This window comes from Pseudogemmobacter sp. W21_MBD1_M6 (assembly GCF_052119585.1).
Classification (GTDB): Bacteria; Pseudomonadota; Alphaproteobacteria; order Rhodobacterales; family Rhodobacteraceae; genus JBGQOJ01.
Genome location: NZ_JBGQOJ010000001.1, coordinates 124722 through 137089, shown reverse-complemented (window position 1 = coordinate 137089; position 12368 = coordinate 124722). Strand labels below are relative to the sequence as shown.

The window sequence follows — 12368 nt, the reverse complement described above, 5'->3', positions numbered from 1 at the left end:
TAACGCGGTGCCTTTCCGGCAGTCGTTAACGGTGAAACACTGAGAGACCCGAACAGGCTTGTACTTCGCATGTTCAGGTCTCTCGAACCGATTAAATACATTGATTGGGTCCGCCGCAGCACTGCACGAAAATTCCGGCCCTGATGTCCCCGCAACATCAGGTTAACGACGAACCCTACTAAAATCGGCAACGGGAGACCGACCACTCACTACTGTGACGCACTATTGCCACCTTTTATAAATGACAAATCCTTACCATCGCATTAATGGGAAAAGGGCATGATAATTCCCCTCGCGTGATCGAGAGGCATATTAAAGGTCAAGAAATGGGTTCTGCGGGTAACTATTTGAAAAAGCATACCGAGGCACTGGTCAAGGATGTCGGGCTGGAAGCGGCCTGTGCCTTGACCGGAAAGTCAAAGGCGACGCTGGGGCGGTATTATTCCGATGCGGTTGAACATGCGGACCGTTTCATGCCGATCGACGCGGTTGCCGCGTTAGAAGAGGCGGCGCGATTTCCACATGTTACCAGCGCCTTGGCCGACATGCGGGGGATAACCCTGTCGCATGATCAGGACCGCAAGAACACCAGACGGGGCGGCGTGAATTCTGACGTTGTGGCGCTAAGCCAGCGGTTCGCGATGCTGATGGCCGAATACAACGAAAGCATTCAGGACGGCGTGATCTCGATCAACGAGGCGAAACGCCTGCTGCGCGAGACGCTGGAATTGCAGCATGTTCTGATCGACATGAAGCTGCATCTGGAAGACGAAGCGACCTGAGGCGGCGTTTTATTCGCTCCATCCGTGAACATGCACGTCGCGGCCGGAGTGGCCGTGCAGTATCTTGACGGCCATATCCTCGTGTTCCTTGTCGCGGGTGCGCACCCATAGCAGGATGCCACCGTTGCGGATTTGCCGTTCGTAATAGTCGTTGTGCTGTTGCCCTACGCGTCGCGCCAGCAGCGTTCCGATCACTGCGGCAGGGCCGCCCCCGACGGCAATCGCCGCTATCGAGGCCGCGAGGGTGCTGAGGGGCGTCAGCATCGCGGTCATGGCGATGGCAGACCCGAGGAAAAAGAACCCGCCGATGATCGCGCCTTCCAGTTCGCCGATGGCCTCTTCCGAGACAAAGGTGGCCCTTGGTGCTTCGGGGTTATCCTCTAGTTCCCTGGCCTGCCAATAGGCGCTGCCGAGTTTCTCTTCCATTGCGGCCTTTTCGCCAAGAAGGCTGATTTCGTCGCGCCGGAAGCCGGACATGCGTAGGTCATATATGGCGGCCTGAAGCGCCTCGGCGCTGTCGAACACGCCGACGGCTTCGGGCATTTCGAGAACGGTTGTCGGGTATGTTTTCTTCGTGTGGGGCATGGTCGTCTCCGCCAATGGGTGCGCCTATCATAGCGATCGGACGGCGCGGCGAATTGACGGGGGTCAACGCGGAAGACGCCATTCGGGGATAAGGTGTGGCGCATTGGTCGCCCGGTCTTTCGGGCGGCGAAGTGATGGAGGATGCATGGATATGTCTTATCTTCGGATCGGTGGGGCGAGCGCGTTGATGGCTGCTGCGGCCCCTGCGTGGGCGCAGGGTTACGACCACCCGCATATGGGCTATGACGGTTTCGGCATGGTGATCGGGCCGCTGGTCTGGTTGGCGGTGCTGATCCTGTTGGGGATCGGCATTGTTGCGCTGCTGCGCTCGCTTGGGGTGACGATGACCCAGCGGCAGAGCAGCGCCGCGCTGGAGGCGCTGAACTTGCGGTTTGCCAAGGGCGAGATGGACGCCAAGGAATACGAGGAGCGCAAGAAGGTCTTGATGGGGTAGGCGCCGGCAAGGATTAGATCCTGAAACCTGCCGAGGTGATATCGCAGGCCCGCCAGTGCGGCGGAGCGGGGCAACAACGAACCGGCGTTCGGCGAGATCACGGGGTGGGCTATTCTCCTGGGAATTAATGTGGTAATAAGTTCTTATGTGAATACTGGCTGTGAAGCCCGTAGCGCCATAAGGAAAGACTGCCATGTCGATCAATTCGTCCAGACCCGACGCGGTGTCAGCGGCATCGGTTCTGTCCAAGGCCGCGCTGAACGCGGCCCGCTTGATGAAGATGACGCAGGCAGAACTGGGGGCGGTTGTGGGGCTGTCGCCGCCGACGATCTCGAATATGGCGCGGCATGGAGCGCCTTTGCCGCCGGACCCCAAGAAGCAGGAGCTTGCCAAGCTGTTCCTGCGGGTTTTCAGGTCATTGGACGCTATTGTCGGCGGGGACCATGAGACGGCGGCCTCGTGGTTGCGGAACCCGAATACCGCGATCGGAGAGGTGCCTTTGACTGCGATGAAGCGGATCGACGGGCTGGTCACGGTTCTGGAATATCTGGATCAACGCCGTGCCCCGATTTGACCTGTCACCTTTAGGGGGGCGCGTCTGGCGCTTTGCCGAAGCGCAACATCGGGTTTCGACGATGAAACTTGTCGATTCCCTTGATGAGCAGACCTTGCTGGAGGAGCTGCTGGACGAGACCAAGCCACCGATTCCCGAAGAATGCCGCAACCTGCACTGGCTGTTCTTTACGCCCTTCCGGTATCGGGCGCGGCAGGCATCGAGATTTCGGCGCAAAGGCGCAAGCGCGGGCGTTCTTTATACGGCGGAAAAAATCGAAACGGCAGCGGCGGAAATGGCCTTTTACAAGCTGCTGTTCTTTGTCGAAAGTCCGGTGACCCGTTTTCCGCTGACAGTTCAGGAGATGACGGCGTTTTCGCTGGACTTCGAAACCGCGCGTGGACTGGATGTCGGGAGGCTACCCCATTGCGACAATCCGGGGCTGTTTGACCCTGTGGATTACACTTTGGCCAATCAACTGGCGGAATATGCGCGGGCCGAGGGATGCGAAGCGATCCGGTATCCATCGGTTCGTGCGCGGGACCGGGGCGCAAATGTCGCGGTGATGACCTGCGGAGCGATCAAAAGCGAGATGCCCGCCAGCCGGGAAACCTGGCGGTTTCGGCTGGCGGAACATTCTGTTTTCGCGGTCGGAGACGAGCGGAACGTCAAGCTGGAGTTCAACTATTCAGACTTTACCGAAGACCCGCGCATCGCGAATTATCTGTCGCGTTGAGGTGGGCAGGGCGCAGCCTTACCCCTGCAAGGCCCGCACGCCGACTTCGCCTTCGCGCTCTTCGCGCATCGCCAGTGCTGCGGCGTGAGAGGCTGCGGCGGTGGTGAAGTAGGGGATTTTATCGTAGAGGGCGACCGCGCGGATGTCGCGGCTGTCTTCGACGGCTTGCGTGCCTTCGGTGGTGTTGAAGACCAGCGCGATCTGGTGATCTTTCATCTGGTCGACGATGTTCGGGCGGCCTTCGTAGACCTTGTTCACCACTTCGGCTGTGACGTTGTGCTCCGCCAGGAACGACGCGGTGCCACGGGTGGCGGTGATGGTAAAGCCAAGGTCGACAAGGATTTGCGCGGCCTCTGCTGTGGCTTCGGTTTTGTCCATATCCTTGACGGAGATGAAAACGCGGCCCGACTGCGGCAGGATCGTGCCTGCGCCCATCTGTGCCTTCAGGAAGGCGCGGGCAAAGTTGCGGTCCCAGCCCATGACCTCGCCGGTCGACCGCATTTCAGGCCCGAGAATGGTATCGACGCCGGGGAAGCGGGCGAAGGGCAGAACCGCCTCTTTCACCGAGAACCACGGTGTTTGCGGATCAGCCAGTTCCATCGGGTCGCCCTGCGGCAGAACATCCATCGGGCCCGCCTTTGGATCGTAGGGCGCGCGGGTTTTGAAGTTGGTCAGCGGCTCTCCGGCCATGACGCGCGCGGCGATCGAGGCGATGGCGCTGTCGGTTGCCTTGGCGACGAAAGGTACGGTGCGCGAGGCACGTGGGTTGACCTCTAGCACGTAGATGTCGCCGTCCTTGATGGCGAACTGGACGTTCATCAGGCCGACAACCTTGAGCCCGAGGGCGAGTTTGCGGGTCTGGACCTTCAGTTCTGCGATCATCGCGGCATCGAGCGAGTAGGGGGGGAGCGAGCAGGCGCTGTCACCCGAATGCACGCCGGCCTCTTCGATGTGCTGCATCACGCCTGCGACATGCACATCGGTGCCGTCGCAAATGGCGTCCACGTCGACCTCGACCGCGCCGATCAGATAGCTGTCAAGCAGGACGGGGCTGTCACCCGAAACCACGACGGCCTCTGTGATGTAGCGTTCAAGCTGGGCGTCGTCGCGGACGATTTCCATCGCGCGACCGCCCAGAACATAAGAGGGGCGGATCACGAGAGGGTAGCCGACGCGCTTGGCGATTTCAAAGGCCTCGGCGCCGGAATGGGCGATGCCGTTGACCGGCTGGCGCAGGTTCAGGTCTTGCAGCAGGTGCTGGAACCGCTCGCGGTCCTCGGCCAGGTCGATGGCGTCGGGGGTGGTGCCAAGGATCGGGATGCCTTCGTCTTGCAGGGCATTGGCAAGTTTCAGCGGGGTCTGGCCGCCGAACTGGACGATGACGCCGTGAAGGGTGCCGTTTTCCTGTTCGACGCGCAGGATTTCCATGACGTGTTCGAAGGTCAGTGGTTCGAAATACAGGCGGTCTGAGGTGTCATAGTCAGTCGAGACGGTTTCGGGATTGCAGTTGACCATGATGGTTTCATAGCCTGCGTCGGTCAGCGCGAAACAGGCGTGGCAGCAGCAATAGTCGAACTCAATCCCCTGACCGATCCGGTTGGGTCCACCGCCAAGAATGACGACTTTTTTCTTGTCCGACGGGCGCGCCTCGCATTCGACTTCGCCCATCATCGGCTCTTCGTAGGTGGAATACATGTAGGGCGTCTGCGCCTCGAATTCGGCGGCGCAGGTGTCGATGCGTTTGAATACGGCATTGACGCCGAGGTTGCGGCGGGCGCGGCGGACCTGACCTTCGTCGCGTCCGGTCAGCTTGGCCAGACGGGCATCGGTGAAGCCCATGATTTTCAGCTTGCGTAGGCCCTTTTCGGTAACGGGCAGGCCGGCGGCGCGGACCTCGGCCTCGGCGTCGATGATCTCGCGGATACGGGACAGGAACCAGGGATCGAACATGGTGACGGCATGGATTTCGTCGTTGCTTAGCCCAAGGCGCATGGCCTGCGCGATAACGCGGATCCGGTCGGGGGTCTGTTGCGACAACGCCTTTACGATGGAGGATTTTTCCGGCGCACCGTCGATGGTGATCTCGTCAAAGCCGGTCAGGCCGGTTTCCATGCTGGCCAACGCCTTTTGCATGGATTCGTGGATGGTGCGGCCGATGGCCATGACCTCGCCCACGGATTTCATCGCGGTGGTCAGTTCGGGCTTTGATCCGGGGAATTTCTCAAAGGCAAAGCGCGGGATCTTGGTGACGACATAGTCGATCGTCGGCTCGAACGATGCGGGGGTCACGCCGGTGATGTCGTTATCCAGTTCATCAAGCGTATAGCCGACCGCCAGCTTCGCGGCGATCTTGGCAATCGGGAACCCTGTGGCCTTGGACGCCAGCGCGGACGAGCGCGACACACGGGGGTTCATTTCTATCACGACCATCCGACCATCGGCGGGGTTGATCGCCCATTGCACGTTCGATCCGCCGGTTTCGACGCCGATTTCGCGCAGCACGGCGATAGAGCCGTTGCGCATGATCTGGTATTCCTTGTCGGTCAGGGTCAGCGCGGGGGCGACGGTGATGCTGTCGCCGGTATGCACACCCATCGGATCGACGTTTTCGATCGCGCAGACGATGATGCAGTTGTCGGCCTTGTCGCGCACGACTTCCATCTCGAATTCTTTCCAGCCGAGCAGCGATTCATCGACAAGAATCTGCGCCATCGGCGAGGCATCAAGACCGGAGCGGCAGATCCGCTCGTAGTCGTCGCGGTTATAGGCGACGCCGCCGCCGGTGCCGCCAAGGGTAAAGGCGGGGCGGATGATGGCGGGCAGGCCGACGTATTCGATGGCGGCGACGGCCTCGGCCACGCCAGCGTTTATATCGTATTTGCCGTTCGCCATCTTAGGTGCAGAGACGATCGTGGCCTTGGGGTTTTCCAGCCCGATGCGGTCCATCGCCTCGCGGAAGAGTTTGCGATCTTCGGCCATTTCGATGGCTTCGCGGTTGGCACCGATCAGTTCGACCCCGAACTTTTCCAGCACACCCATGTCGGCCAGCGCCAGAGAGGTGTTCAGGCCGGTCTGCCCGCCCATGGTCGGCAAAAGTGCGTCGGGGCGTTCGATTTCAATGATCTTGGCGACGATTTCGGGGGTGATCGGCTCGATGTAGGTGGCATCGGCCATATTGGGGTCGGTCATGATGGTCGCAGGGTTCGAGTTGACCAGAATGACGCGGTAGCCTTCCTCGCGCAGAGCCTTGCAGGCCTGTGCGCCGGAGTAGTCGAACTCGCAGGCCTGACCGATAACGATTGGGCCGGCTCCGATGATCATGATGGAAGAAATGTCGGTTCTTTTTGGCATGTCGGATGTCCCCAAATCGCAAATTCTTGCGGGTTATAGACAGATGACGCCCCTGTGCAAGGGTCGAATCGGGGATTCCGGCGATGCGCGGTCCTTGTGACGTAATCGGGTGGAAAATGGCCGTTCGGGGCACTGGTCAGCGTGGCCGTGCGGGATTAGGTATGCTGCGTGATCTGATAGGGTGCCGTGCGTGGAAATTTTGTTCGAACAGGGGCCGGACGGGCGGGCGGCGGTGTTTTCCGCGCCTGAACGGGTGATCCTTGCGCGGGACGCGGATCAGGTGGCGGACGCATTGGCGGATGTGGCCGCAGCGCAGGCGGCGGGGCACTGGGTTGCGGGATATGCAAGTTACGACATGGGCTATGCGCTGGAACCGCGTCTGGCGGCGGTGACGCCCGGGGGGCGGCGGTTGCCGTTGCTGCGGTTCGGTGTGTTCGGTCCGCCGGACGAGGCGCGGGCCGAGGCGATGTTGCGCGACAGTGGTGCGGCGGCGCTGGGCCCGATGCGCCCCTTGTGGAGCGAGACTGACTACCGCGCCGCCTTCGACCGTGCGCACGCCTATATCGTGGCGGGCGATATCTATCAGGTGAACCTGACATTCCCGATGGAAGGCCCGGCGCGCGGCACGCCCTTGTCCATATACTGCGCACTGCGGGCACAGCAGCGGGTGCCTTACGGTGCGTTGGTGCTGCAGGACGGATTGCCCGCACTTTTATCCCGCTCGCCCGAGTTGTTTTTCCGCATTGATGCGGCGGGGCTGTTGCAGACGCGCCCGATGAAGGGGACGCAGCCGCGCGGGGCGACCCCTGCGCAGGACGAGGCGTTGCGGGCGTTTCTGGCGCATGACCCCAAGAACCGCGCCGAGAACCTGATGATCGTCGATCTGCTGCGCAACGACCTAAGCCGCGTGTCCGAGGTGGGCAGCGTCAAGGTGCCGGAGCTGTTCTCGGTCGAAAGTTTCGCGACGCTGCATCAGATGACGTCGGTTGTGCAGGGGCAATTGGTGCCGGGCACCGGGATTGATGATGTCCTGCGGGCGCTGTTCCCCTGCGGCTCGATCACCGGCGCCCCCAAGGTCCGCGCGATGCAGGTGATCAGAGAGCTGGAGCCGTTCCCGCGCGAGGCCTATTGCGGCGCCATCGGCTGGGTGGCCCCCGATGGGCGGGCCGAATTCAACGTCGCGATCCGCACTTTGATGTTGCAAGACGGCAGGGCGACCCTGAACGTGGGCGGCGGCGTGGTCTATGACAGCACCGCCGCATCGGAATACGAGGAGGCCCTATGGAAAGCGCGTTTCGCGACGGGATTGCCCCCGGCCTGACCCTGTTCGAGACGGTCCGCTGGACGCCCGAGGGGGGCGTTTATCTGCGGGCGCGGCATCTGGCGCGGTTGGCGGGGTCCGCCAGGCGGCTGGGGATTGTGCCGCGCGGGGTCGAGGTGGCGATGAACGCGGTTTCGGGTGACGGGCCGTTGCGGGTGCGGCTGGATGTGGCGTTGGACGGGGCGGTTTCGGTGAAAACGGCGGTGTTCGTGCCATTGGCGGCGGGGACGGTGTGGCGGCTGGCGCTGTCGGACAGGCGGCTTTGGTCGCATGACCCGTGGCTGGGGGTGAAAACCAGCCGTCGCGCGACCTATGATGCGGCGCGGGCGACCCTGCCACAGGGGATCGACGAGGTGATTTTCGCGAACGAGCGCGGCGAGATCTGCGAGGGGGCGATCACCTCGATCTTTGCGGATTTCGGGCAGGGAATGGTGACGCCGCCCCTGAATTGCGGGCTGTTGCCGGGGGTGCTGCGGGCAGAGCTGTTGGCCAGCGGGCATGCGTCCGAGGCGGTTTTCACCCCCGATGACCTGAACAAAGCCCGCCGGATCTGGGTCGGGAACGCCCTGCGCGGCCTTATCCCGGCGGAATTGACGGGTTCGCCTTGACTTAGGCCCTTGGGCGTTGTGTATCGGGGCCGACCGTTTTCGCCCAAAAGGGGACCCCTGATGCACGCCTTTCGTAGCCATACCTGCGCTGACCTGAACTCTTCCCATGTGGGCCAGACGGTGCGTCTGTCCGGTTGGGTCAATCGCGTGCGCGATCATGGCGGCATCTTGTTCATCGACCTGCGCGACCACTACGGCATCACGCAAATTCTGGCCGACCCCGACAGCCCCGCGTTCAAGGACGTGGAAAAGGTGCGCGCCGAATGGTGTATCCGCATCGACGGCGAGGTAAAGGCCCGCGCGGCGGCGTTGGTGAACCCCAAGATCCCGACCGGCGAGGTCGAGGTGTTCGTGCGCGGGCTGGAGGTGCTTGGCGCGTCCGAGGAACTGCCGTTGCAGGTGTTCGGCGATCAGGAATACCCCGAGGAGACTCGCCTGAAATACCGCTTTCTTGATCTGCGGCGCGAAAAGTTGCAGCGCAATATGGTGCTGCGGTCGGATGTCGTGGCCTCTATGCGGCAGCGCATGTGGGCGCGCGGGTTCAAGGAATTCCAGACGCCGATCATCACGGCATCCAGCCCCGAAGGCGCGCGCGATTTTCTGGTGCCGTCGCGGCAGCACCCCGGAAAATTCTACGCCCTGCCGCAGGCGCCGCAGCAGTTCAAACAGCTGTTGATGGTGTCCGGCTTTGACAAATACTTTCAGATTGCGCCCTGTTTCCGCGACGAAGACCCGCGGGCAGATCGCTCGCCCACCGATTTCTACCAGCTTGACCTCGAGATGAGTTTTGTCGAGCAGCAGGACGTATTCGACACGATCCAACCCGTTGTCGGCGGGATTTTCGAAGAGTTCGGCGGCGGCAGGACGGTGGACCAGACCTGGGAGCAGATCAGCTATAAGGACGCGGCGCTGTGGTATGGCACCGACAAGCCCGACCTGCGCAACCCGATCCGCATGCAGGTTGTGTCCGAGCATTTCAAAGGCTCGGGGTTTGCGATCTTTGCCAAGTTGCTGGAAAACGAAGGCACCGAAATCCGGGCCATTCCCGCGCCAACCGGCGGCAGCCGCAAGTTCTGCGACCGGATGAACGCCTTTGCCCAGAAAGAGGGCCTGCCGGGGATGGGGTATATTTTCTGGCGAGAAACCGATGGCGTGATGGAGGCGGCAGGCCCCCTGGCCAAGAACATCGGCCCCGAGCGGACCGAAGCCATTCGCCAACAGCTTGGCCTTGGTCTTGGCGATGCGGCGTTCTTTCTTGGTGGCAAGCCGGGGGCCTTTGAAAAGGTCGCGGGGCGTGCACGCACCGAGATCGGCACAGAACTGGGCCTGACCGACCTGAACCGCTTTGCCTTTGCCTGGATCGTGGATTTCCCGATGTACGAGGCGGACGAGGACAGCGGCAAGATCGACTTTTCGCACAATCCGTTCTCGATGCCGCAGGGGGGCATGCAGGCGCTGGAAAACAGCGACCCTCTGGATGTTCTGGGCTATCAATACGATCTGGCCTGCAACGGCTACGAGCTGATTTCGGGGGCGATCCGGAACCACAAGCCCGAGATCATGTTCAAGGCCTTCGACATTGCCGGTTACGGCGAGGACGAAGTGCGCAAGCGGTTTGGCGGCATGGTGAACGCGTTCAAATACGGTGCCCCGCCGCACGGTGGCTGTGCCGCAGGGATCGACCGGATCGTCATGCTGCTGGCCGACGAGGCGAACATCCGCGAGGTTATCCTGTTCCCGATGAACCAGCGTGCCGAAGACCTGATGATGGGGGCCCCGTCGGAGCCGATGAACGAGCAGATGCGCGAGCTGGGCCTGCGGGTTATTCCGCAGGACAAGGCGTAATACCGCACCGGCCTTGCGGCTGTGATGTTGAACGATACAGTTTACAAGCCAGACCGGCGCGATCCGGTCTGGTTTTTTTCTGTTCGGTTGGGGATAAGGGGGAACGGGCGGATATGTTGTAAAAGGGAAATTTTGGCGGCGTATTGCTTTAATTTCAGGCCTTTATTGCATGTTTTGTGATCAGTGCTTTTCGCGCCACCGTCTTCGGAATTAGCCCTTATAGGCGTATTCGTCGCTGACGGTTATTGTGTCGATCACTTCGGCAGTGTCGGTTGAAATGCGCATCACACCGGACGACAGCGTCGCCAGAATTGCAACGCCCAGCATGACAATACCAGAGGCGAGGACGATCCAGTCGATCGTCACATTGCCGTTTTCGTCTTTTGCAAATCGCTTCAGTTTGTTCATTGGTTACTCGCTCACTCTTTTAAATGGCAATAATCGAAACGCGGTGTCGATCCGCAATATCCATCTTTTGCCTTTGAAATGCGTCAGGAATGCGGAACGCCTGCATCGTGTTCGGGACGCTTTCAGGGTTTGATCGGGGCGAATACGGACAAGTTTATTCACTGGACGCGCCTTTTCGGAGGGCTATTATTTGAGTAGAACAAGGACAGGTGAGTATCGGTATGACAGAGAAGTTCGGGCAGGCGCTGCCGCATTGGGTGCCGCCGCCGCGCCCCGAGGGTATCCCCTTGACTGGGCGATACGTGCGTCTTGAAAAACTGAATGCGGATGCGCACGGCGCGGATCTGCACCGCGCAAACAGCGCCAAGGATGCGATCTGGGATTACCTGCCTTACGGCCCCTTTACCTCGGCTGCCGGGTACCATCGCTGGCTGCGCGACGTCACCGAAGGACAGGACCCGCTGTTCTATGCCGTCCAAAATCTGGAGACCGGCCATTGGTCCGGCGTTGCCAGCTATCTTCGGATCACGCCCGAGGCCGGTTCCATCGAAGTCGGGCACATCAACTTTTCCCCCGAATTGCAGCGGACCCGTGCCGCGACCGAGGCGATCTATCTGATGATGGCCTGGGCGTTCGATGCCGGTTATCGTCGGTTCGAGTGGAAGTGCAATGCGCTGAACCTGGGGTCGCGCCGCGCGGCGGAGCGGTTTGGCTTCAGTTTCGAGGGGGTTTTCAGGCAGGCGGCGGTAGTCAAAGGCCATAACCGGGATACGGCCTGGTTCGCGGCGATCGATGCGGAATGGCCAGCGTTGAAAGAGGCGTTCGAGGCTTGGTTGGCGCCGTCCAATTTCGATGCTGATGGGCGGCAGTCCGAACGTCTGTCCGATTTGACGGCGCTGGTCAGGGTTTGTGATGACCCGGCGTTGCGGTTCTAGACAGCGGCCCGTTGTTCCAGGCGTTCCTGCACCATGCCTGCCACGCGGGCGAGATCGGACCGAAAGGGTCTGCCCGCCGCGCGGTGTTTGACCAGTACCGAGGCGGCAATTGCCAGATCGCGGTCGTTCGCGCTGCGCGCGACACCCGCCAGAAACTGCGCGATATAGTCCAGCGTCCGGTCGTCGGAACTGTTGGTCATCACATCGACCACATGGGCCATGTCATCAAGATAGGCGATCATGTCGGGATGGATTTCGTCCTTTGACAGAACGCGCGGCCCGATCGGGCGACGGTCAAGCGGCAGAGTGCCAAGAACCATCTGCTGGAAGGCAGCAAGGCTTTCTAGGGGTTTGGGAAGAAACCCGTCGGCCCCTGCCGCGAGTGCGGCGGCTTCGCCGCCGGTGTCGCCGCTGGTCGCCAGAACGGTGGTGATGCGGGGCCGCGCGCCGGCCAGTTCGCGGATCAGGTCCAGCCCCGATCCGTCGGGCAGGCCCAGGTCGATCACCATGACGGCAGGGCGGTAGACCCGCAGATGCAGTTCTGCCGAGCGCAGGCAGTCGGCCCGCCTGATCCGCGCCCCGCTGCGCAGGCACAACAGGCGCACCGCCTCGCGTGCGAAACGGCTGTCTTCGACCACCAGAACAGTCAGCCCCGCCAGAGGCTGCGTTGCGCTGGGCTGGTTGGCACGTGCGTAGTGGTCAAGATCATCCGTCATGTCGGCCCCCTTGGGTTGCGATGATTCCCAGTTAAGCCGCGTTAGTCCTAATGTCGGGTTAACAACCCTGCGGG

At 61.5% G+C, this 12368-nt stretch carries 12 protein-coding genes; 8 read left to right on the top strand and 4 right to left on the bottom strand.

The window, feature by feature from the left end; translation table 11 throughout:
* The first annotated feature begins 326 nt into the window (after positions 1 to 326).
* Positions 327 to 782, top strand: coding sequence for a hypothetical protein (locus ACEN2R_RS00485; RefSeq protein ID WP_442038110.1), 456 nt, complete (start codon positions 327 to 329; stop codon positions 780 to 782).
* A 9-nt stretch (positions 783 to 791) separates the two neighbouring features.
* Here ACEN2R_RS00485 and ACEN2R_RS00480 read toward each other — a convergent pair whose 3' ends face one another.
* Positions 792 to 1367, bottom strand: coding sequence for a hypothetical protein (locus ACEN2R_RS00480; RefSeq protein ID WP_442038108.1), 576 nt, complete (start codon positions 1365 to 1367; stop codon positions 792 to 794).
* 145 nt (positions 1368 to 1512) lie between these two features.
* Here ACEN2R_RS00480 and ACEN2R_RS00475 point away from each other — a divergent pair, with 145 nt between their 5' ends.
* The 3 genes from ACEN2R_RS00475 to ACEN2R_RS00465 all read left to right on the top strand — a co-directional run bounded on the left by ACEN2R_RS00475 (position 1513) and on the right by ACEN2R_RS00465 (position 3110).
* Complete coding sequence (locus ACEN2R_RS00475) at positions 1513 to 1821, top strand: SHOCT domain-containing protein (RefSeq protein ID WP_442038106.1); 309 nt, start codon at positions 1513 to 1515, stop codon at positions 1819 to 1821.
* 193 nt (positions 1822 to 2014) lie between these two features.
* The gene (locus ACEN2R_RS00470; protein ID WP_442038104.1) at positions 2015 to 2395 is read left to right on the top strand and encodes an MbcA/ParS/Xre antitoxin family protein; all 381 of its coding nucleotides are present in this window, start codon (positions 2015 to 2017) and stop codon (positions 2393 to 2395) included.
* Complete coding sequence (locus tag ACEN2R_RS00465; RefSeq protein WP_442038102.1) at positions 2382 to 3110, top strand: RES family NAD+ phosphorylase; 729 nt, start codon at positions 2382 to 2384, stop codon at positions 3108 to 3110. The genes ACEN2R_RS00470 and ACEN2R_RS00465 overlap by 14 nt, the downstream gene beginning before the upstream one ends.
* Before the next feature lie 18 nt (positions 3111 to 3128).
* Here ACEN2R_RS00465 and carB read toward each other — a convergent pair whose 3' ends face one another.
* Positions 3129 to 6461, bottom strand: coding sequence for a carbamoyl-phosphate synthase large subunit (carB, locus tag ACEN2R_RS00460; RefSeq protein ID WP_442038100.1), 3333 nt, complete (start codon positions 6459 to 6461; stop codon positions 3129 to 3131).
* A 190-nt stretch (positions 6462 to 6651) separates the two neighbouring features.
* On the opposite strand from carB, the gene ACEN2R_RS00455 reads away from it, so the two are divergent.
* From ACEN2R_RS00455 to aspS, 3 genes are read left to right on the top strand one after another with little or no spacing between them, the layout of a single operon-like run.
* Positions 6652 to 7782, top strand: coding sequence for an aminodeoxychorismate synthase component I (locus ACEN2R_RS00455; protein WP_442038098.1), 1131 nt, complete (start codon positions 6652 to 6654; stop codon positions 7780 to 7782).
* The gene (locus ACEN2R_RS00450; protein WP_442038096.1) at positions 7743 to 8390 is read left to right on the top strand and encodes an aminotransferase class IV family protein; all 648 of its coding nucleotides are present in this window, start codon (positions 7743 to 7745) and stop codon (positions 8388 to 8390) included. The genes ACEN2R_RS00455 and ACEN2R_RS00450 overlap by 40 nt, the downstream gene beginning before the upstream one ends.
* A 60-nt stretch (positions 8391 to 8450) precedes the next feature.
* Positions 8451 to 10235: an aspartate--tRNA ligase gene (aspS, locus tag ACEN2R_RS00445; RefSeq protein ID WP_442038094.1), complete on the top strand. Its 1785-nt coding sequence runs from the start codon at positions 8451 to 8453 to the stop codon at positions 10233 to 10235.
* 210 nt (positions 10236 to 10445) lie between these two features.
* Here aspS and ACEN2R_RS00440 read toward each other — a convergent pair whose 3' ends face one another.
* Entirely contained in the window at positions 10446 to 10643 is a 198-nt protein-coding gene (locus ACEN2R_RS00440) for a Flp family type IVb pilin (RefSeq protein WP_442038092.1), read from the bottom strand.
* Between the two features lie 221 nt (positions 10644 to 10864).
* Between ACEN2R_RS00440 and ACEN2R_RS00435 the strand changes: the two genes are divergently transcribed.
* Positions 10865 to 11578: a GNAT family N-acetyltransferase gene (locus ACEN2R_RS00435; RefSeq protein ID WP_442038090.1), complete on the top strand. Its 714-nt coding sequence runs from the start codon at positions 10865 to 10867 to the stop codon at positions 11576 to 11578.
* On the opposite strand, the gene ACEN2R_RS00430 is transcribed toward ACEN2R_RS00435, so the two are convergent.
* The gene (locus tag ACEN2R_RS00430; protein ID WP_442038088.1) at positions 11575 to 12294 is read right to left on the bottom strand and encodes a response regulator; all 720 of its coding nucleotides are present in this window, start codon (positions 12292 to 12294) and stop codon (positions 11575 to 11577) included. The genes ACEN2R_RS00435 and ACEN2R_RS00430 overlap by 4 nt on opposite strands.
* Between the last annotated feature and the right edge of the window lie 74 nt (positions 12295 to 12368).